The 18,938-nt window shown below is 68.9% G+C and carries 19 protein-coding genes and 3 pseudogenes; 8 read left to right on the top strand and 14 right to left on the bottom strand.

The genetic code is table 11. The annotated features are described in order from the left end of the window. A pseudogene (locus tag ACWDO5_RS05265) lies at positions 1 to 245 on the top strand (hypothetical protein); the annotation flags it as partial. A gap of 13 nt (positions 246 to 258) precedes the next feature. Here ACWDO5_RS05265 and ACWDO5_RS05260 read toward each other — a convergent pair. After that, the gene (locus ACWDO5_RS05260; RefSeq protein ID WP_450528528.1) at positions 259 to 723 is read right to left on the bottom strand and encodes a tyrosine-type recombinase/integrase; all 465 of its coding nucleotides are present in this window, start codon (positions 721 to 723) and stop codon (positions 259 to 261) included. A 106-nt stretch (positions 724 to 829) separates the two neighbouring features. On the opposite strand from ACWDO5_RS05260, the pseudogene ACWDO5_RS05255 reads away from it, so the two are divergent. Continuing rightward, positions 830 to 928: pseudogene (locus ACWDO5_RS05255) on the top strand (ABC transporter permease); the annotation flags it as partial. On the opposite strand, the gene ACWDO5_RS05250 reads toward ACWDO5_RS05255, so the two are convergent. After that, positions 909 to 1,031 carry a hypothetical protein gene (locus ACWDO5_RS05250; RefSeq protein ID WP_450528526.1) on the bottom strand — a complete coding sequence of 41 codons (123 nt, stop codon included), beginning with the start codon at positions 1,029 to 1,031 and terminating at the stop codon, positions 909 to 911. The pseudogene ACWDO5_RS05255 and the gene ACWDO5_RS05250 overlap by 20 nt on opposite strands. A 401-nt stretch (positions 1,032 to 1,432) precedes the next feature. Between ACWDO5_RS05250 and ACWDO5_RS05245 the strand changes: the two genes are divergently transcribed. From ACWDO5_RS05245 to ACWDO5_RS05235, 3 genes are all read left to right on the top strand, one after another. Next, positions 1,433 to 2,029, top strand: a complete 597-nt coding sequence (locus tag ACWDO5_RS05245) for a recombinase family protein (RefSeq protein ID WP_450528525.1) — start codon at positions 1,433 to 1,435, stop codon at positions 2,027 to 2,029. A 442-nt stretch (positions 2,030 to 2,471) separates the two neighbouring features. Beyond that, positions 2,472 to 3,938 (top strand): amidase family protein, encoded by a 1,467-nt coding sequence (locus ACWDO5_RS05240; RefSeq protein ID WP_450528524.1) that lies wholly within the window; start codon positions 2,472 to 2,474, stop codon positions 3,936 to 3,938. 112 nt (positions 3,939 to 4,050) lie between these two features. Continuing rightward, the gene (locus ACWDO5_RS05235) at positions 4,051 to 5,154 is read left to right on the top strand and encodes an acetamidase/formamidase family protein (RefSeq protein ID WP_450528523.1); all 1,104 of its coding nucleotides are present in this window, start codon (positions 4,051 to 4,053) and stop codon (positions 5,152 to 5,154) included. 557 nt (positions 5,155 to 5,711) lie between these two features. Here the strand turns inward: ACWDO5_RS05235 and ACWDO5_RS05230 are convergent. Both ACWDO5_RS05230 and ACWDO5_RS05225 read right to left on the bottom strand, forming a co-directional pair. Further along, positions 5,712 to 6,299: a hypothetical protein gene (locus ACWDO5_RS05230; protein ID WP_450528522.1), complete on the bottom strand. Its 588-nt coding sequence runs from the start codon at positions 6,297 to 6,299 to the stop codon at positions 5,712 to 5,714. Between the two features lie 444 nt (positions 6,300 to 6,743). Beyond that, a pseudogene (locus ACWDO5_RS05225) lies at positions 6,744 to 6,989 on the bottom strand (alpha/beta hydrolase); the annotation flags it as partial. Between the two features lie 57 nt (positions 6,990 to 7,046). Here ACWDO5_RS05225 and ACWDO5_RS05220 point away from each other — a divergent pair. Beyond that, positions 7,047 to 8,219 (top strand): acyltransferase family protein, encoded by a 1,173-nt coding sequence (locus ACWDO5_RS05220; protein ID WP_450528520.1) that lies wholly within the window; start codon positions 7,047 to 7,049, stop codon positions 8,217 to 8,219. A 91-nt stretch (positions 8,220 to 8,310) separates the two neighbouring features. On the opposite strand, the gene ACWDO5_RS05215 is transcribed toward ACWDO5_RS05220, so the two are convergent. Next, on the bottom strand, positions 8,311 to 8,766 hold the full coding sequence (locus tag ACWDO5_RS05215) for an Lrp/AsnC family transcriptional regulator (protein ID WP_450528518.1): 456 nt from the start codon (positions 8,764 to 8,766) through the stop codon (positions 8,311 to 8,313). Between the two features lie 206 nt (positions 8,767 to 8,972). Here ACWDO5_RS05215 and ACWDO5_RS05210 point away from each other — a divergent pair, with 206 nt between their 5' ends. Together ACWDO5_RS05210 and ACWDO5_RS05205 are read left to right on the top strand one after the other, a co-directional pair. Further along, the gene (locus ACWDO5_RS05210) at positions 8,973 to 9,995 is read left to right on the top strand and encodes an asparaginase (protein ID WP_450528516.1); all 1,023 of its coding nucleotides are present in this window, start codon (positions 8,973 to 8,975) and stop codon (positions 9,993 to 9,995) included. Then, positions 9,910 to 10,236, top strand: a complete 327-nt coding sequence (locus ACWDO5_RS05205) for a hypothetical protein (RefSeq protein WP_450528515.1) — start codon at positions 9,910 to 9,912, stop codon at positions 10,234 to 10,236. The genes ACWDO5_RS05210 and ACWDO5_RS05205 overlap by 86 nt, the downstream gene beginning before the upstream one ends. On the opposite strand, the gene ACWDO5_RS05200 is transcribed toward ACWDO5_RS05205, so the two are convergent. The 9 genes from ACWDO5_RS05200 to ACWDO5_RS05160 are packed head-to-tail and all read right to left on the bottom strand — an operon-like array spanning position 10,218 to position 18,621. Next, entirely contained in the window at positions 10,218 to 11,303 is a 1,086-nt protein-coding gene (locus tag ACWDO5_RS05200) for an MSMEG_0565 family glycosyltransferase (protein WP_450528514.1), read from the bottom strand. The two genes, ACWDO5_RS05205 and ACWDO5_RS05200, sit on opposite strands and share 19 nt — an antisense overlap. After that, positions 11,300 to 12,136: a carbon-nitrogen hydrolase family protein gene (locus ACWDO5_RS05195; RefSeq protein ID WP_450528512.1), complete on the bottom strand. Its 837-nt coding sequence runs from the start codon at positions 12,134 to 12,136 to the stop codon at positions 11,300 to 11,302. Before ACWDO5_RS05195 ends, ACWDO5_RS05200 begins: the two co-directional genes overlap by 4 nt. After that, entirely contained in the window at positions 12,133 to 12,996 is an 864-nt protein-coding gene (locus tag ACWDO5_RS05190) for a carbon-nitrogen hydrolase family protein (protein ID WP_450528511.1), read from the bottom strand. The genes ACWDO5_RS05195 and ACWDO5_RS05190 overlap by 4 nt, the downstream gene beginning before the upstream one ends. Next, positions 12,993 to 14,465 (bottom strand): MSMEG_0567/sll0787 family protein, encoded by a 1,473-nt coding sequence (locus ACWDO5_RS05185; RefSeq protein WP_450528510.1) that lies wholly within the window; start codon positions 14,463 to 14,465, stop codon positions 12,993 to 12,995. The genes ACWDO5_RS05190 and ACWDO5_RS05185 overlap by 4 nt, the downstream gene beginning before the upstream one ends. Before the next feature lie 36 nt (positions 14,466 to 14,501). Continuing rightward, entirely contained in the window at positions 14,502 to 15,590 is a 1,089-nt protein-coding gene (locus tag ACWDO5_RS05180; RefSeq protein WP_450528509.1) for an MSMEG_0568 family radical SAM protein, read from the bottom strand. A gap of 10 nt (positions 15,591 to 15,600) precedes the next feature. Next, the gene (locus ACWDO5_RS05175) at positions 15,601 to 16,125 is read right to left on the bottom strand and encodes an MSMEG_0572/Sll0783 family nitrogen starvation response protein (protein ID WP_450528508.1); all 525 of its coding nucleotides are present in this window, start codon (positions 16,123 to 16,125) and stop codon (positions 15,601 to 15,603) included. Positions 16,126 to 16,164: 39 nt separating this feature from the next. Next, positions 16,165 to 16,980, bottom strand: a complete 816-nt coding sequence (locus tag ACWDO5_RS05170) for an amidohydrolase family protein (RefSeq protein ID WP_450528506.1) — start codon at positions 16,978 to 16,980, stop codon at positions 16,165 to 16,167. 16 nt (positions 16,981 to 16,996) lie between these two features. After that, complete coding sequence (locus tag ACWDO5_RS05165) at positions 16,997 to 18,319, bottom strand: MSMEG_0569 family flavin-dependent oxidoreductase (RefSeq protein ID WP_450528505.1); 1,323 nt, start codon at positions 18,317 to 18,319, stop codon at positions 16,997 to 16,999. Then, positions 18,316 to 18,621: an MSMEG_0570 family nitrogen starvation response protein gene (locus ACWDO5_RS05160; protein ID WP_450528503.1), complete on the bottom strand. Its 306-nt coding sequence runs from the start codon at positions 18,619 to 18,621 to the stop codon at positions 18,316 to 18,318. Before ACWDO5_RS05160 ends, ACWDO5_RS05165 begins: the two co-directional genes overlap by 4 nt. Positions 18,622 to 18,938: the final 317 nt, after the last annotated feature.

Below are 18,938 nucleotides of genomic sequence, written 5' to 3'. Positions count from 1 at the left end.
CTCTCGTCACCTCCCGAGACGGCCTGCGCGCCCGGTTGTGCCAGGTCCGGGTGGCCGGTATCCCGATCATGACGGAAGCCACGGCCATGATCGCCTCCTATCTCGTGGCCGAGCGCGAACTGGGCCGCATCGCGCCGGACGCCGACATCGATACGCTCGCTCCCACGCTGGTCGGGGCGGGACACCTTCTGTTCGCCATGAAGACCCGGTACTGGGCCATCACCTCACGCAGACGCCAGGTGTAGCCGACCTTGCGCTTCATGCTTGCCTCCCATTTCGGGGCTGGAGGGCGGCGGCGATGGTGGCGTCCAGGTGCCGGCGCAGGGTGCGGGTGCGGAAGTCCGAGGACACGCAGGTGTAGATCGAGGTGGTGCTGGCGTGCTCGTGGCCGACCTGTTCCTGGACGAAGCGAGGGTCCCAGCCGTCCGCGATCAGGTGGGTGACGTACGACCTTCGGAAGGAGTGGAAGTCCAGGCCGTTGTCCAGGCCCAGGGCCTGGCGGTAGGCGATGAAGCGGGAGTTGAGCCGCTGGCAGCCGATCCGTAAGCCCCGCTCGGAGGGCCAGGCGGCCGGGTTGCCGTCGGTGCCGAACAGGGGGCGGAACTCGGTGAACCACTCGTCCAGAATGCCGGGGGCCCAGTCGAACACGGTCAGCACCCCGCGGCGCTTGGGTGGCGAGCCCTTCTTGGCTTTGCCGAACCGGACCTGGCAGCGGTGTTCCACTCGTGCACCACCTGGACCGGGTGGGTGCCGAACCGCTCCTCGCAGGTCGCCGTCCACTCGTAGAGGGGGTCGGTGACGAAGTGACAGAAGGCGCGGACCGCCTCGGATCGCTCACAACGGATGGCTCGCGATCGCCTGGTGCCTGGGACTGACCGTGCTCGGCTACCTGTGGTCGAAGGCGGTGTTCAACCGCGACCCGAAGTAGCCGACATGAGCACGCGGGCCGCCTCCCGCAACTCGTCCCGCCCCAGGGCGGCGTACACCGACACCGCGTCGGTGTACGCCGCCCCGTCGGCGTTCTCGGCCATCGCCGGGCCCGCTCCGCAGACATCGCAGCTGGAACTCCCTTAGCACGCCGAGCCGTTCGGCCAGCGCGAGCAACCGCACCGCGGAAGGGTCGCCGCCGGCAAGGCCCGCCACGGCGAGCCCGTGCAGGGCGGTGCCGTACGCCGAGAGCGGGCCGGGCCGGCAGTGCCCGCACCCGGCGCCGCAGTTCCCCGACCAGTTCCGCCACCGGCTCCAGCCGCCCGGCCCAGGCGTGCACGGTCACCGCACCTCCCGGACTGGCTCGCCAGCCGACTCTCAAGTGTCGGCAAACGACCGTCTGCCGACACGCGTCCCCGTGATCAGGAACCCGCAGGTGGGCAGTGTCGATAACTCGCGTCGGAAATCAACGTCGGTGAACGGTACGGCCGGTAGATTCCGGCACATGCTCATCGGCTACGCGCGGGTCTCGACCGCTGACCAGAGCCCCGATCATCAGATCGACGCCCGGCTGCGGGCCGACCGCGACAACATCCACGTCGACAAGGCGAGCGGCGCGAAGGCGTCCCGGCCGAAGCTCGACCTCGTCCTGCAGCTGATGCACGAGGGCGACACCTTGAAGGTCACCCGGCTCGACCGGCTCTCCCGCTCCGTCCTGCACCTGGTGACTCTCGGCGCCGAGCTGAGCGAGCGAGGGATCGGCCTGCACGTCATCGAGCAGGGCATCGACACCTCCACCATGGAGGGGCGTGCGATGTTCGGGATGCTGTCCGTGCTCGCCGAGTTGCAGCGCGAGCTGATCGTGGCGAATACGAACGACGGGCTCGCTTCCGCGCGGGCCCGCGGCCGGGTCGGCGGGCGCCGGCCCAAGCTGACTCCGGATCAGGCCGAACTGGCCCAGCAGCTCTACGACGCCCGTGAGAAGACCGTCCAGCAGATCGCCGACATGTTCAACGTGCCCCGTTCCACGGTGTATGGGCACCTCGACAAGACCAGGACGGTCCCCCGCCAGCCGAAGAAGACCGCCGCCGCGAGGCCCTGAAAGCTACCGGCTGGTTACTTGCTCCCTGGTGTCCGAGGTGGGACTACAGGGCCGACGCTGCCGTTGCCCGACGGGTCCCCCGGGGCGCCGAAGTCGTTTTCACTGCTGACACCCGGCCCCCCGGCCCGACATGAGGGATCAACAGGACATCAATCCGCTTCACGACCTAGTGCGGCGATAGCAACTCTATCGACATCACTCCGATATGCGCCGGAAATGAACAAACGTTTGCATGCTCAGGCCAAACGTTTGCACCCCTCACTAGGAGCATACGATTCACGCAAACTCCTCTGCTCGCGAGCCGTTCAACCGGCGCCGCACCTTAGTCCTCGCCTTGGCCGTGATGTTGGTCGCCGGTACGGCATCGGTGACCACATCCAGAGCCGGCGCGGCCGATCGCCTCTCCGAGAGACCGTTGCCCATCGACCTCGAGACAGCGACCGTGGCCCAGTTGAACGGTCTGCTCGACTCCGGCAAGGCCTCCAGCACAAGGCTCACCGAGGCCTATCTGGAGCGCATCCAGGCCCTGAACTCCCACGGGCCCTCACTCAACGCGGTACGTGCCATCAACCCCAACGCCATGAAGGAAGCAGCCGCCGCCGACAAGATGCGGCGCGGCAAGGGCCCGCACAGCCCTCTGCTCGGCATACCCGTCATCGTCAAGGACAACATCGACGTCGCGGGCATGCCGACCACTGCGGGGTCAGTGGCCCTCGCCAACTCGTATCCCGCGAAGGACGCACCGATCGTCGCGCAGTTCCGCAAGGCCGGCGCGGTCATCATCGGCAAGGCGAACCTCACCGAGTTCGCCAACTACCTGACCACCGGCATGCCCAGCGGCTACAGCTCACTCGGCGGGCAGGTGCTCAACGCCTACGACGCGAGCCAGACTCCGAGCGGATCCAGCGCCGGTTCGGGCGTCGCGGCGTCGATCGGCCTCGCCGCCGTCACCATCGGGACCGAGACCTCCGGATCCATCCTCAGTCCGGCGTACTCCAACTCTGTCGTCGGCATCAAGCCGACGGTGGGGCTGGCCAGCCGCACGGGCATCGTTCCGATCGCCGCCAGCCAGGACACAGCCGGCCCGCTCACGCGCACAGTTGCCGACGCCGCGGCCACGCTCACCGCCATCGACGGCAAGGACCCGGAGGACCCCGCCACCGCCTCCAACCCGCTCGTCGGGCACGACTTCACCAAAGACCTGTCGACCAACGCGCTGCAAGGGACCCGAATCGGCGTCGTCGCCAGCCAGGTCCCGGCCGCAGGAACCGACAACCGCACCCTCTGGGACGCGGCCATCACCGCTCTCAAGGCCCGGGGCGCGACGCTCGTCGACGTCACCCTGGACACCTCGGGCAGCACCTCGACCGTCCTGTCCTACGAGTTCAAACGCGACCTGAACACGTACCTGGCCAGGCTGCCGAAGAACGCCCCGATGAAGAACCTCGCCGACATCATCGCCTACAACAACGCGCACGCCGCGCAGGCGCTGAAGTTCGGACAGGTCCACGCACTCAATTCCGAGGCCAGGGACCTTAAGCCGGACAGCAGCGACACCGTCATCTACAAGGCAAACCGCGCCCAGGACCTGGCCGACAGCAAGGACCGCATCGACGCCGTCATGAAGGACAACAACCTGACGGCGCTGCTTTTCGCCAACAGCGGCAGTGCGGGCATCGGCGCTAAGGCGGGGTACCCCTCGATCAGCGTCCCGGCCGGCTACCAGGCCGCCAACCGACGGCCGTTCAGCATCTCATTCCTCGGCAAGGCGTGGAGCGAGCCAACCCTCATCGGCTACGCCTACGACTACGAGCAGGCCACCAAGCTGCGCAGGCCGCCGACGGTGATCAACCCGGCACCCTACCGCTGCACCGCTCTCACGAGCCCCAGTAAGTCCTGCGCACCCTGACCCTTCCCTGCCCCGGCGGGTACTCCCAGCACCCGCCCCTTACTCAGGAGGCATTTTCGTGGAATCCCCTCGCTCACTCGGTCGTGCAAAGTCCACGGCACTGGCCCGGTCCATGCTCAGCCGGCGTAACCTGCTGCGCTCGGCAGGCGCGACCGGCGCCGGTCTCACTCTCGGCGCGGCGCTGCCCGCCGGCAGCGCCTTCGCGGCGCAGACCGCGCAAGCCCGGTCCGGCAAGCCCCGTTACGACGCGCTGCTCAAGACGAGCAAGGACACCGCGCTGTGGGGCTGGTTCCCCACCAGCCGTCCGTCGGTCCTGACCGTGAAGTCCGGGACGGTGGTGAAGATTGACGCCATCAATCAGTCCGGCGTCTCCGACCCGCGGGGCCCTGTGGCGTACTTCGAGGCGCTCGGCGTCCCCGCCGACCAGGTGCTGCCCGAACTGGAAGAGATCCACACGATTCCCCGTACCCCGGGCTCCAGCGGCCACGTGCTCACGGGCCCGCTCTACATCGAGGAGGCGCAACCGGGCGACGTCCTGGAGATCCGCATCCTGGATGTCTCGCCGCGCGTGCCGTATGGCGTGAACAGCACCGGCCCGGGCCGCGGTGTCCTGTCGAACCTGCTCAGCGAACCGTCGACCCGGTTGCTCACACTCGACAAGCACAACCGGTACTACCAGTTCGCGCCCGGCATTCGGGTGCCGGCCAAGCCGTTCATGGGGATCACCGGCGTCGCACCGCCCACCGATGCGGGCTTCGTCTCGGCCAACCCGCCCAACCGGTGGGGCGGCAACCTCGACGTGCGTGACCTCACCGCCGGCTCTACGCTGTTCCTGCCGGTTTTCCAGCCCGGGGCACAGTTCTACACCGGCGACAGCCACGGCGCACAGGGCCACGGCGAGATCGACCAGACCGCGATCGAGCACTCCATGTCGCTGACCGCTCAGTTCATCGTGCGCAAGGGCGCCAGCCTTGAGTACCCTCGGGCCGAACTGCGGGACCACATGGTGGCGATGGGCATCGACGCCGACCTCGACATCGCACTGCAGATCTCGGCCAACCAGGCCATCGGCTACCTCCGCGAGGTCACCAAGGGTGCGCTCAGCGTCGCCGACGCGTACGCACTGTGCAGCATTGCCGTGGACTTCATCATTGCCGAGGCGGTGGACGGCAACAAGGTCGTCGCCGCGTACATCCCCAAGTCCCTGCTGCCCTGAGCGATCGGGGGACTGAATGCCCTGTGGGGCGTCGAGCTCGGCTCAGGCTCGTAGCTGCGAAGCCATCGCGGCGAAGCGAGGGGAGTCGGGGAAAGGCTGCTGGTCGCCGATGTGGAGTGGCCCCAGCTTTCGTACAGTGTCCCGACTTTCGCGCGCGCTGGATTGACCAGGAGGGTAGCGCGGGCCTCGGGTCGGTCTGCTGGACGAGTCTTTCCGAATGACTTCTGGCAACAACGCGAGGGTGTCCATGATCGTTTGTGCAGCGAACCTGGACACCCTCGCCACCGGCCCGATGAACACACTCGACTGGATGATTGATTTCAAAGGGGTCAGTGGTCACAGGTGGCTGGTGATCGGACCCGCGGTGTTGTTCGAGGTCCACTGCTAGGCACATCCCCCAGCGCATTCCGGATCCGTGGTTCGCGACACCGCGGAACTGCGGCGTTCCGTCGTGGCCTTTTCGTCTCCACCCCCGCGCGCGCTCCGTCGCACCAGCATGCGCACTCGCCGTTCCCCCTGCCGGGGCCGACTCGTCCTGGGCGAAGCCAGGACGCCGGCTACGCGTCCACTGTGCTCCGCGGAGCAGTTGACTGTTCCGGTGCAGACTCCTTCTTGATGGTGCTGTAGTAGACGGACTTCTGCTGCTTGGTTCGCTCGCTTTGGTTCTTGGCGACCGATGCCTCGAGGGCGTTACGAACCACTGTGACGCTCAGCGCGCGTTCGGGGTGTGCCTGTGCCAGCTCTTGGGCGACTTCCGCAACCGATCGTGGCTCCTGGTGCCCGGCAAGGACGGCGACGACGAGTTCCCGCAGCGGAGGCGCAGTCTTGTTCGCCTTCGCTTCGGTCTTCGGCCTTGCCGTCTTCCTGGGGCGCTTGTCGGTGTTGGTGCTTGTCCTTGTGCGCCGTGCCCTGGGAACCGTCGCCGTCTTGGGCTCCTTGGCCTTCTTGGCCTCCTTCATGGGTGGAGCGCCCAGGGTCGCCTTCAAACTCACCAGCAGCTCGTGGTCTTTCTGGAGTGCCTCAAGCTGGGCCTGCAGAGCGGCAGCCTCGGACCTGATGTGTTCTTGTTCCCTCGTGTTGCGCTCCAGATCGGCATCGACCTGCGTGGCGTACTGGGACTGCAGAGTGGGATCACCCTCGGGCATGACAGCTCACCTTCCTTGTACAACTGTTGGGGGCGGATGCTACCCACACCTGTCGCTAATGCAGAATATTGGGGAACTGGCTGTCCTGCCGACGGGCGGGGAAGTGCCATCCAGCCACCGCTTCGGCATAGCCGGGAAGGGCCTCCATTCGCTATGCGGACTCAAGCCGCCCGCTCCTCGAAGTGACTGCCGGGCAGCAGCCGCACCGGTGAAACCCGCTCGACCTTTTCTGCCGCTGTTCGACCGCCAGGTGCAGCGGCCTCGGCGTGGAGCTGGGCCAGGATGGGCTTCCTCGATCAGCTGCCGCCTGGACCGGAGCGGCGGCCGTCCCGGCTTCGCGCCGACCGGCAACAACCGCTCCAACCTGGCCCACTGCTCGTTCGTCAGATCCCGCGCCCCACAAGTCGATCGTCAGAGACCTTGATCCACTTCCACGCCTGACCGGCGCAGAATCCGTGCCGGAAGCTCGCCGAGCGGGCGCGCCAGCACGGCCGGCTCGGTCAGCGTGGCGCCCGGGTGCGGCGTCGAGCCGCCTACGATCCGGGCGACCTGCTCGCAGGTGAGACCCTGGCCGTCGTAGTCGGCTGCGGTCAGGGGCGCCCAGAAACCCCCGTTCTCGGCTATTGATGCCTCTACCGTCGCCCGGCCGTCCGGCCAGCCTGAAACGAACGATTCGCCGTCGGCCGCAACAGCAAGGCGAGCGCGGGCCCGTGTGGAGTAGGCCTGGCCGCCGGTGATAATCACTTGATGCGACACAGAACTCGCCCCCGCCGATCCTCTGCCGGCCTGTCCGGCAGAGACAGGCTGGCCTCGCTGACCGGGCTGCGTTTCTGGGCGGCTCTGCTGGTGGTGCTGTACCACCTGTCCCGGCAGGTCGGCCAGATACCCGGGGCAAGCGAGGTCGTCTGGTACGGCCGCAGCGGAGTGACCTTCTTCTTCGTGCTGTCCGGATTCGTCCTGGCATGGACGTACAACGGCAAGCAGGTACCCGCGCAGGTCTTTCTCTGGCGGCGCTTCGCCCGTATCTGGCCGCTCCTCGCGGCCACGACTGTGCTGTCCGTCGGGGCCTGGGTCGGGCTGGGCAAGGCGGTCTCGGCCAAGGCCGTGGTCGCGTCGCTGCTCCTCGTCCACGCCTGGATACCGGACAACGTGGTACTGAAGGGCGGAAACCCCGCCGCATGGTCACTCAGTGACGAGGCATGGTTCTACCTGATCTTTCCGCTGCTGATGGCCCTCCCAGCCGTGCGTTCAGGCCGCGGCCGCCGCTGGATCTGGGTCATGGTCTGTGTGGGCGCCGTCCTCGTATGGCTGAGCGGATCCCTGATCGTCGACCCGAGCCTTCGGGTCTGGGCACTCGACTATCTGCCGTTGACCCGCACGCTGCAGTTCCTCCTCGGCGTCGCGGCCGGCCTCGCGGTGGCACGCGGCTGGCGGCCACTCATCGGTCTGTGGCCGGCCGTGGCGCTGACCATCGGCTGGCACCTCGTGCTGGTGCCCTGGTCGCAGGCCGTTCCCGAGGCCCTCTGGTACAGCCCGTACCAGGCCTCGCAACTGCTCTCCACGCCCATCTTCGCGCTGCTTGTGGCAGCGGCCGCCCGCGCGGACCAGGACGGCCGGAGGACCGGCCTCGGCGGAGCGTGGGCCGTGAGACTGGGGCACTGGTCGTTCGCCTGGTACCTCATTCACGAGGTCGTCATCCGGGTGTGGCTGGGGAGGTACGGACGCCCGGAGGACACACTTGGCACGGCCCAGGTGTGGCTGGTGGTGATCGTGGTCAGCCTGGCCCTTTCCGCATGCGCCTATCACTGGGTGGAGCACCCGCTCGAGCGCTTGCTCCGCAGTACCGGCCCGCGTGTTCCCACAGGTGACAGCCGCGTCCCCGAGCCGCAGGCCGGCGCCGGGATGGCACGAACGCCCTGACTCCGCGGGCGTCAGCTGTCTCTCGCCCAACCTGGCCGGGCTGAACGGCTGCGTACGAGGGCGACCCCGGCTGGGGCCGGAGCGCGAGGCGTCAGCCGTCCAGCGGCAGACCGCGAGGTTCCTTGATCCGCTTCATGATGATCTGCGAGTTGACCTCGGTGACGCCGGACAGCGCGGTCAGCTTCTCGATCCACAGCCGCTCGTACGCGCGCAGATCCGCGACCGCGATACGCAGCAGGCATCCCGGGCTGCCGAAGAGCCGGTACGCCTCGATGACGTCGGGGATGTCCTGGAGGCCGGCCTCGAAGGCCTCGACCACCTCACGGTCGCGCTTCACCTCGATGGAGACGAGGACTTCGAAGCCCCGGCCGATCGCCTCCGGGTCGATCACCGCGCGATAGCCATGGATCACCCCGTCCTGCTCGAGTTGCCGGACACGGCGCATGCACGGCGAGGGGGTCAGACCCACCCGCTGCGCCAGTTCCTGATTGCTCAGTCGTCCATCGTTCTGAAGCTCACGCAAGATATCTCGGTCGATCGCGTCCATTGCGCAATTATCCACCATCCCGTGTTACGGAGGAGCAGAAACTGGCGATCATATTGCGAGGCATGGCTCCTATCATTGCTACCGACTGCTCCGGCATCCCCGGAGTCAGCCACGGGGCGCAGCCCGGCCGGAGCCAAGGGCGAGGCCGGGCAGCGTGCCCCGTCGAATTCGCCGCCTCACCTGCGGCCGAACGAGGAGTGGGCACTGTGGGACGGGTCGTCGTCATCAGCACCGGCGGGACGATAGCCAGCCGCTGGCAAGGTTCGGGGTTCGCCGCCGACGCACATGGCCACGAGGTCATGGCGACCGCCGCGGTGCCCGAGGGCATATCCGTCGAGGTCGTCGATCTGTTCAGCGTGAACAGCCCGCGTCTGAGCACCGCTCACCAGCTCACCCTGCTCCGCACGGTGCACGAGGTGCTCGCCGACCCCTGCGTGGACGGCATCGTCGTCACCCACGGCACCGACACCCTGGAGGAGTCGGCGTTCCTGGTCGACCTCCACCACGACGACCCGCGCCCGGTCGTCTTCACCGGCGCCCAGCTTCCGCTTGGCGCGACCGACGGCGACGGACCCGGCAACCTCCACGACGCGCTGCTGACCGCCGCGACAACGCGCGATCTCGGGGTACTGGTCGCCTTCGACGGCAAGGTGCACTCCGCCCGCGGCACCGTCAAGACGCAGACGCTCGCCGCCGACGCCTTCGGCGACCCGTCCGGCGCCCGCATCGGGAACATCGGCTTCGGCCGGGTCTCCGTACTGCGCCGGCCTCGGCGCCCGGCCGCGCTGGCCCTGCCCCGCGTGCCGGACGCCCTGCCCCGCGTCGACATGGTGATGCACCACTCCGACGCCGACCCGTTGCTGCTGGAAGCGGCCGTGCACGCGGGGGCCCAGGGAATCGTCCTGGTGGCCACCGGCGCCGGCAACGCCACCCCCGAGATCGTCGAGGCCGTCGCCTCTGCCACCTCCCGCGGCGTACTCGTCGCCCTGACCACCCGTGTCCAGGCCGGACCGGTCACCGAGATCTACACTCACGGCGGCGCGGTCGACCTCGTGGCCGCGGGTGCAGTGCCGACCGGCACGCTGCGGGCCGGCCAGGCCCGGATCGCCGTGCTCACCGCGCTGCTCGCCGCCACCGATCCGCGTGAGCGCGAGCGGGTACTGCGCCACACGCTCGGCGAGGCCGTGTCCGCCGGCGCCAAGTCGTCGGCCGAACTCATCCAGGCGTAGACGGTGGCGGGCAGGACTCCGTGCACGCAATTGCTGCGAGCAGGCCACCGCCGTCGCCCAGGAGGCTCGGAAGACCAGCCGGAGCCTCCGTGAACTCGTCCTCGACAAGGGCCTGCTGACCAAGGACGAGCTTCAGCTCATCCTGCGCCCGAACTTCTCGCCCGTCCGCACGTCCACACCACCACGGTGGGTACGCTCAGCGGCTGACGGAGGTGACGAGGCTCAGCCGAGGGACCGATAGAAAGCAAGGTGGTGCTCCGCGGCTGCGGCCCAGGTGTGGCGGGCGGCGAGTTCCTGGCCCGCCGCCTGCCGGACGGGGTCGTTCGAGGTGAGTGCATGGCCGAGCTCGGCGGCGAGGGTCTGGGGCGAGGCTCCGTATCGGGCGGTGGGGCCGAAGACCTCCCGCAGGACGGGCAGGTCGCGGACGACCAGGGGGACGCGGGCGGCGAGGGCTTCCAACGCGGCCAGGCCGAAGCCCTCTTTGAGGGAGGGGAAGGCGAAAGCATCCGCGGCGCCGAGCAGCGGCGGCAGTTCGTCGTCAGCGACCGGGCCGAGGACGACCGGCTGTACGCCGAGTTCGACCGCCCTCGCCTCCCAACTCGCCCGGTAGTCACGGTAGTCGAAGAGGGTTTCGCCGCCCGCGATCACCAGCTTCACGTCCGGATGTTCCGTACGCAGCAGGGCGTACGCCTCCAGCAGATCCAGGGAACCCTTGCGTGGCTCGATGCCGCCGACGGTGAGAACGTACCGGCCGCAGCGGTCCCGCCAGCGGGCGCGGGCTGCCGGGTCCGTCACCGCGAAGCGCTCGTACGCCACGCCGTTGGGGATCACTTCGGCCTTCAGCCCCCAGCCGTCGGCGAGTTCGTCCGCGACCGTGCGCGAGACACAGATGTGCGCGTACGGATCGACGATGGCCCGCTCGTGGCAGGCGGCGAGCTCGGGGGTGGTGAAGTGGTCGACGTGGTGGACCGTACGGATGCAGTGCCCGACCGCGCTGGCGCTGATGCAGTCCTGGGCGTGCACGATGTCGTACGTCGGTGTATCCGGGTGGCTGAAGGCTTCGCGCAGGACGGCGATCGAGCGCAGGATGCGTTCGCCGACAGACTCTGCCGGAGGGCCGTCGGGGAACGGCACGATCCGCAGCCGGACGGCTGGGTCGACCGGACGGAAGAACCCGCGGTCGCCGCCCCGGCCCAGCGACCAGACAGTGACGTCCTCACCGGCGGCGGCCAGTGCCTCCGCCAGCGCCAGAGTGTGGACTACACCGCCGCGCGGCTTGGTGGAGTAGCTCAGCAGCGCGATCTTCACGACGGGGTCTCCCGGTAGGCGGCGGGCCGGCGTTCACCGATGTGGTGCAGGACGCGGCGGGATCGGTCGAGCTCCGACGCGATGTCCACTTCCGCGACCGCGAGCCCGGCCTTGGACCAGGTGCGGGCGAGGATGTCGCCGCCGGGGCCGACGACCTTGGCCTGGCCGAGGAAGCGCATGCCGCCCAGGGCGCCGGTCTGGTTGGAGGAGGCGAGGACGACCTGGTTCTCGGCGGCACGGGCCTGGTCGTACAGGTCGAAGAGCCTGGCCTGCCGGTCCTGGGTCATGCGCGGGGCACGGTTGGTGATGCTGGTGGGCCAGGCGGACAGGCAGGCGAGGATCTCGGCGCCGTCCAGGGCCAGGGACCGGGCCGACTCGGGGAAGGTCTTGTCGTAGTCGATGAGCATGCCGATCCGGCCGACCGGGGTGTCGAAGGCGTTGAAGCAGTCGCCCGGCGTGTACGCGGCAACCTCGCCGGCCGGGAGGTGGACCTTGCGGTGGCGGCCGAGCACGCCGTCGCCGCTGACGCAGACGGCGGCGTTGTAGCGCTCGTCGCCGCCGTCCTCGCAGTAGCCGACACAGACCACCATCTCGGCGGCCAGCCGGGCCACTTGGAGGATCGCCGGGTCGTCCGGCTTGAGGGCGGGCGGCAGTGCCTCGGTGTCCGGGTGGCGCAGGTCGGAGAGGTAGCCGCCGAGGGCGGCGTCGGGCAGGACGAGCAGCCCGGCGCCTTCCTTGCGGGCGTCGTCGACGAGCTTGGCGACGCGGGCCAGATCGAACTCCAGGTCACGGCCGAAATGGGCGGCTGCGGCCGCGATCCGGATTGTGGTCATGCGCTGACTGCTCCTGCGTAACTATAGGTTTCGGGGCGCCGGTCGCGCAGGTGACCCATTGACCGGCGGGCGGTCTCCAGCGCCTGTGCGACGTCGAGTTCGGCAACCGCCAGGCCGGCCGGCACACCGGTGTCGGCGAGGATCTCGCCGCCGGGGTCGACGACTTTGGCGCTGCCGACGAAGCGTAGCGACCCGAAGGTACCCGCTTGGTTGGCGGACAGCCACACGATCTGGTTCTCCAGGGCGCGGGCCCGGTCGAAGAGGTCGAAGCGGCGCTTCCAGCGGTCCCCGGCCAGGTCGGTCGTGGCGTTCGTACGTGCTCCGGGCCAGGCGGACACGCAGACGCCGATCTCGGCGCCGTCCAGGGCCAGCGCGCGGGCGGATTCCGGGAACGCCTTGTCGTAGCAGATCATCATGCCGATCCGGCCGACCGGGGTGTCGAAGGCGGCGAAGCGGTCGCCGGAGGCGTAGCTGGCGTCCTCGCTGAGTGGCTGGTGAACCTTGCGGTGGTTGCCGAGGACGCCGTCGCCGTTGACACAGACCACGCTGTTGTAGCGCAGGTCTCCATCCGCCTCGCAGTAACCCGCGACGACGGTCATCTCGCCCGCGAGGGCCGTCAGTCGGCGGATCTCGGGGCCGTCGAGGGCGAGTGCGGGCGGGCCCGCGTCCCCTTCCCCTTCATTGGTCGACGCCGTGTCGTCGAGGCTGAGGAGATAGCCGCCGAGGCATGCCTCGGGCAGCGCGAGAAGCTGTACGCCCTCGCTGCGTGCCTCCTTGATCAGCCGCTCGGCGATGGCGAAGTCCTCTTCAAGGTCGCGGCCGAACTCGGCGGCGACCGCTGCCATACGCAGCGTGCTCATGCAATCCCCATTCCGGTCACCGTTTCGGTGACAGCTTCTGTGATCTCCCCGTCGGGCCAGCGCAGCCGGACGCCCTGTCCTGCGACCAGCTCCCCGCACTCCGCGCCGTCCGCCGGACCCGCGGGCAGGGGTGGTGCGCCCGGCTTGTCGGTGGTGAGCATCGCGAAGCCGGGAAAGCAGGTGAGCCAGTCGCCGGTCGCCGCGCCCTCGGGGCGTGGGACGGCGGCGACATCGAGCACCGCCCCGCAGCCACTCGCTTCCGCGAGCATGCCGAGGGTGCCGGCGATCCCGGCCATCGATACGTCCTTGGCGGCGGCGGGCCGGGCGGCAGCCACCGCACCGAGCATGGTGCGCAGTTCGTCGTTACGACGGTATGTCGACGAGTCCCACTGGCGACCCCGGTATCCGGGCCGCCAGTCGCCGCCGAGGTCGGCGGTGAGGCGTACGGCATGCCCGGGGCGTCCGCCGCCGCCCGGCACCGGGTGAGCCGTCCTGCCGAGCGCGGTCACCGACAGGGCGGCGGGCACCCCGAACTGGGTGTGCCCTCCGAGCACAGGAACGCCGTACGCGTCGGCCGCCTGTTTGAGACCGGCGAGCACCCGGGCCGCGTGCGCGGCGTCGGGCACACCGAGCGCGTCCAGCAGCCCGACCGGCGAAGCACCCATCGCCGCCAGGTCGTTGACGTTGACCAGGACCGAGCACCATCCTGCCCACTCCGGGTCCCGCTCGACCATGGACGGCACGATCGCGTCGCAGGCCGCGATCACCTCGGTGCCCGGCACCGGAGCCCCGTCGTCGCCGACGAAGCCGGCGCCGCCGAGGGCGGTCCGCTGCGGCTGGCCCAGGGCCCCGCCGACCCGGTCCTGAGCAGAGGCCGCTGGTCCATGAAGAGCCGCCAGCAGCGGGCCGAGCGCAGCCTTGGTGGCCGTGGCCTGGGCGGCGATCCGGCCGATCGGCCACCGCATCAGCACATGCGGTGTCCCGGCGACTGTGACCAGCCTCACCCGCCGCCAGCCGAGCCGCCTGAACAACACCTCGTTGCGGACCTGCACCGTCGCCTCGAAGCGCAGTACACCCTCCGCTTCGGCGCGGGCGCACGCGGCTCGCACGAGCGCCGATCCGATCCCGTGCGGGCCACGGGCGCCGGGCGCGACGACCAGTCGGCCGCCCGCCCACCAGCCGATGTCCGGGCCGGCTTCGACAGGGCCGAGCCGTACCCCGCCGACGACAGCGCCCGTTGTGCGGTCTCTGGCTATCAGAACGAGGGTGCGGGAGTCCTCGTCGCGGTCGTCGAGGTCATGGCCCTCGAACAGCCCCTGCTCGTGGACGAAGGCGTCCCGGCGCAAGGACCGGTAGGCGTTTACCTCACTTGTCGCTTCCGCCTGTTCGATGTGGAACTCGGGCTGTTGCCGGGCGAGGGTGCTGCGGTCGCCGAGCAGCGCGAGGATGTCCTCTGTCCGGCCCGTCACCAGACCGGTACTGCTCCCGCCGTCGAGATACATGGCTCACCCGCCAGCCGTGCGCAGCACGCTGCACGCGCCGCAGGCGGCGCAGCCCGCGCCCTGGTCGGCGCCGTTCATCCCGGCCGCCCGCAGCTTCTCGGCGACGCCTTGGGAGACGTACCGCAGCAGTTCGGCACTCGGGGCCGCGATGCCGTCGCGGGCGGCGAGGGTGCCGCTCATGGGGCGGAAGGGGACGACGAAGGGGTACACGCCCCGGCTGATCAACCGACCTGCTCCCGCGATGAGTTCGTCGGGGTCCTCGCCGAGGCCGACCAGCAGATAGGTGGAGACGCGGTTGGGTCCGAAGACCCTGACGGCCTCGTCCCAGGCGGCGTCGTACTCGGCCATCGGGACGGTGGATTTGCCGGGCATCCAACGCCTTCGTACCTCGTCGTCGAGGGCTTCGGCGTGGATGCCGATCGCTGTCGCCCCGGCGTCGTGCAGCTCGCGGATCCACGCGAGGTCGCCGGGCGGCTCGCACTGCACCTGGATGGGCAGTGAGGGCACCGCCTCCAGCACGGCGCGCACGGACCGTACGAGATTGCGGGCACCGCGGTCGGGCCCGGTGGTGGTGCCGGTGGTCATCACCATCTGCTTGACGCCATCGAGGCGGACCGCCGCCTCGGCCACCTCCGCGAGCTGGGCGGGGGTCTTGGCCGCGACGGTGGCGCCGGAGCGCAGTGACTCCTCGATGGTGCAGAAGCGGCAGCGGTCTGACTCGGCGTAGCGGATACAGGTCTGCACGACGGTCGTGGCGAGCACGTCCGATCCGTGCAGGCGGGCTATCTGCTCGTACGGGACACCGTCGGCCGTCGTCAGGTCGTAGAACCGGGGTCGCTGTACGGTCCGCAGCTCCAGGCCGGTGTCCTCTTCACCGAGCCAGACCTTGCCGTTTCGTACGGAGTAGGGACTATCGGGATTGCGGGGCAGCGCGGCGTTGGCACCGTCGACGAGGACGTGGCCGTCATCGCTGGGCCCCGCGCCGTCCGGCCGCCGCACGGGCGCGTCCAACGCAACCCCGTGCAGGGCGAGTTCGGCGCGGGTCGTGATCCGCACATCCACCGCCGTCGTCGTGTCAGTGTCAACGCTCACGTCGCACCCCTTACAGCTGGTAGGTGGAGTTGATGATGGCGCCCTTGCGCGCGTAGTGGATCAGCGCGTCCTGGACGTCCAGCGGGTGGGTGGGGATCACGCCCTCGATCAGGTCCTCCTCGCGGGCGCCGTGCAGGGAGAGGCCGAAGCGGCAGCAGTAGACCTTGCCGCCCTCTGCGATGAAGGTCTTGAGCTGATTGTTGATGTTGTGCTCGCCGGGGAAGGCGGAGTTGCCGACGGTCGGGAAGCCGCGTGTGGCGAGGCAGTTGAGCGACCCCGGGCCATAGAAGTAGATGGCGGTCTCGAAGCCCTTGCGCAGGGCGCGGGTGGCCTGCAGGACGGCGACGAAGGAGACCGAGGACTCGTGGGCGATGCCGTGGACGAGTGTGAAGTAGGTCTCTCCGTTCTCGGCCTGGTAGTCGGGGAAGACCTTGGTGGAGCCGTAGATGCTGGAGCCCTCGGGCAGGGAAGGGTGCGGGATCTCGCCCAGGGACTTCTGCTCGACGTCGGTCAGCGCGGTGGTGTTCTCGGACATGGCTGTCTCCTCATGTGTGTGCGAAGGGTGGGCGGGGATTCAGTCGTAAAGCGCGGCGAAGGTGTCCCGGAAGACGAGTTCGCCGAGTTCGCCGTCGCCGGCCGCGGCGGACATCCGGGCGTGCTCGCCCGCAAAGTCGCCCCACGGCTGATCGCTGGCGAAGAGCACGCGGTCGTGGCCGATACCGCGGCGCTCGATCTCCCGGGCCAGCCAGAGCGGCGCGAAGCCAATGGCCCAGGAGAGGTCTGTGTAAACACGCTTGCCGGACTCGATCCAGTCGAAGAACCGGGAGCCGACGAGCTTGATGTGGCCGCTCATCCCACCGCCGAAGTGCACCAGATGGACGGGCACCTTGTCGGCGTACCAGTCGACGAGATGGCCGACCTCGTCGATGTCGGATGCGGCGCCGGGCGAGGTGTGGACGTGGACGACCAGCCCCAGGCGCTCGGCCTCTTGGAAGATCCGGTCGAGCATCGGGCGGCAGGCGGGGTCGGTGGCGCTGCCGCCGAGCAGGAAGCTGAGCTTGAGGGCCCGTACGCCTCCTTCACGGGCCAGAGTGAGGGCCTGCTCGGTGCGGTGCGCGTCCTCGGGACGGGGCGAGACCCACAGCCCTGCCCGGATCCGGTCGTCCAACTGGGCGGCCTCGACTACCAACTCGTTGAAGGAGAAGGCGACATCTGGATCTGGGACGCCGTAGTTGGGCAGGACCAGGGCGCGTTCGGTGCCCTCGGCGTCGAGGTCGGAGAGAAGCTGTTTGATTGTGCCGCGGGCGGTGGTGTCGGGGTTGACGGGCGGCCCGCCGTAGAAGGGGAAGGCGGGCAGCACGCCGATGTGGCGGTGGGCGTCGAAAACCATGCTCGGACAAATCCCTTCAGCCGACGGGGAGGGCAGCGGTGAGCTCCGTGGGAGCGCCGGTGAGAGTGCCGCAGACATCGGCGACAAGGCGTGAGGCATCAATGTGGCCGGCGAGGAACTCCGCGTCCCGGCCCACGGCTTCGAACCTGCCGGATCCCCAGGAGTTCTGCCAGGGCAGGCCCAGGAAGTACAGGCCGGGGCAACTGGTGACACCGCGCCAGTGCATCGGATAGCCGCGGCCGTCGAAGGCGGGTATCTCGATCCACCGGTGGTCGCGGGTGAAGCCGGTCGACCAGATGACGGAGGTGATCCCGGCCTGGGCCAGATCGAGTTCGGCCGGCTGCTCGGACGGCTCCCACACGGGGACGTACCGGGCCTCCTCGGGCGCGGTGATGCCCTGGGCGGAGATATGGGCGTCGATGGCGTCCTTGATGCCGTCGGCGACCGCGTCGGCCCGGTCGAGGTTGACCTTCAGGTCATCGGCCAATTCCAGCGCGGGGCCGTCGATGCCGGTGAGGCGTCCGTACAGCCGCATGCCGTCGCGTGCGAAGGCCCGCAGGTCGATGTCGCGCCCGCCGTCGCGCCCGGTCACGTAGTGGTTGACCCGCATCCGCACGGCGCCGGCGTCGTCGAACTCGCCAATGCTCTTGGCGTAGTGCCCCATGTCGTCCAGCCAAGCCACGCAGTCCCGGCCCCGGTAGAAGCGGGCCACGCGAGGTGCGCTGCCGACGGCCAGGTGCACCTGCCGCCCGGCGAGGTGCAGGTCCTCGGCGATCTGGGCACCGGACTGTCCGGTGCCCACGACCAGCACACCGCCGTCCGGCACCTGCTCGGGGTTGCGGTACTGCGAGGAGTGCAGCTGGAACACGTCGGCCGGCAGCCGCTCGGCCATCCTCGGCACCGACGGCGTGTGGTACGGGCCGGTCGCCACGACTACCTGATCTGCCGTCAAGTCGTCGGCATCCGTGGATAGTTCGAAGACGCCGGATTCCGCGCGCCCCAGCCGGGTCACCTGTACGCCCTCGACCAGCGGCGGACGGAAGAAGGACACGTAGTCCTCCAGATACCGCAGAATCTCGTCCCGGACCATGAATCCGTCCGGGTCGGGCCCCTGATAAGGGAAACCGGGAAGTCTGCACTGCCAGTTCGGCGTCACCAGACAGAATGTGTCCCAGCGCCGCGAGCGCCACTCCTGCCCGACCCGCTTTGCCTCGATCACAATGTGATCGATTCCACGCTCGCGAAGAGAGTAACTCACGGACAGGCCCGCCTGGCCGCCGCCTATGACGGCTACCGGATAGTGCGCTCCGGCAATGTCCACTCGACCCATCTGCCTCATCGCTCACTTCCGTCGGCGTTGAGCAAGGCTTCCACGGTGACGTGGGCCTGCGCTACGGTGATGTACGCGGCGGCGGCGCCCTCGATCAGGGCCAACTGGTCAGACGCTCCGGTACAAGCGAAGCCGAACTTCTCCCGCACTCGCTCACTCGCAATACCGAGGGCCTGCCGGCTCCGCTCGACGAAATCGGCGACGGAGTAGGTGGTCCCTGCTTCGAGATAATCTTCGACAACTGTCGAAGGGGAATAGCAACGCTGGATTTCACCATCCGGCCAGCGAACCCGGAAATACATCTCAGGCATGAGGCGGTCCTCCCGGCGAGGCGCCGAGGTCTTGGCACCTCGCCGCTGCTTGTGGCGACTACTTCAGCCAGTAGCGATTACCGATCCGCGTCATCCGGAATAAGGCGATGTTACAGACTCCTCACCCTGCCGGGCCGTTCCATTCCGACTCGGGCCGAAGCCTTGGGCGTTTCGATGAGGTTTCGCGTCAACGTCCGGAACCCGAGCAGGGCCGGGTTTTGTTTCGCGCCGGTAAGAACACCATGACATTCGCGATCGGCTACTGACGCGGGAGCGGGGCGTTCGTATGGTGTGCGCAATTGGTCGGACCATCCGTC

Source organism: Streptomyces sp. NPDC000880, from assembly GCF_053599675.1.
Note: the sequence above shows the minus strand (reverse complement) of the source record. Positions and strands in the feature narration are given on the sequence as shown.

Bases quoted from the DNA above. Each gene is read 5' to 3' on its own strand.
- ACWDO5_RS05250 (WP_450528526.1), bottom strand. From the start codon at position 1,031: ATGGCCGAGAACGCCGACGGGGCGGCGTACACCGACGCGGTGTCGGTG.
- ACWDO5_RS05245 (WP_450528525.1), top strand. From the start codon at position 1,433: ATGCTCATCGGCTACGCGCGGGTCTCGACCGCTGACCAGAGCCCCGAT.
- ACWDO5_RS05235 (WP_450528523.1), top strand. From the start codon at position 4,051: ATGCTCAGCCGGCGTAACCTGCTGCGCTCGGCAGGCGCGACCGGCGCC.
- ACWDO5_RS05230 (WP_450528522.1), bottom strand. From the start codon at position 6,299: ATGCCCGAGGGTGATCCCACTCTGCAGTCCCAGTACGCCACGCAGGTC.
- ACWDO5_RS05220 (WP_450528520.1), top strand. From the start codon at position 7,047: ATGCGACACAGAACTCGCCCCCGCCGATCCTCTGCCGGCCTGTCCGGC.
- ACWDO5_RS05215 (WP_450528518.1), bottom strand. From the start codon at position 8,766: ATGGACGCGATCGACCGAGATATCTTGCGTGAGCTTCAGAACGATGGA.
- ACWDO5_RS05195 (WP_450528512.1), bottom strand. From the start codon at position 12,136: ATGACCACAATCCGGATCGCGGCCGCAGCCGCCCATTTCGGCCGTGAC.
- ACWDO5_RS05190 (WP_450528511.1), bottom strand. From the start codon at position 12,996: ATGAGCACGCTGCGTATGGCAGCGGTCGCCGCCGAGTTCGGCCGCGAC.
- ACWDO5_RS05175 (WP_450528508.1), bottom strand. From the start codon at position 16,125: ATGTCCGAGAACACCACCGCGCTGACCGACGTCGAGCAGAAGTCCCTG.
- ACWDO5_RS05170 (WP_450528506.1), bottom strand. From the start codon at position 16,980: ATGGTTTTCGACGCCCACCGCCACATCGGCGTGCTGCCCGCCTTCCCC.
- ACWDO5_RS05165 (WP_450528505.1), bottom strand. From the start codon at position 18,319: ATGAGGCAGATGGGTCGAGTGGACATTGCCGGAGCGCACTATCCGGTA.
- ACWDO5_RS05160 (WP_450528503.1), bottom strand. From the start codon at position 18,621: ATGCCTGAGATGTATTTCCGGGTTCGCTGGCCGGATGGTGAAATCCAG.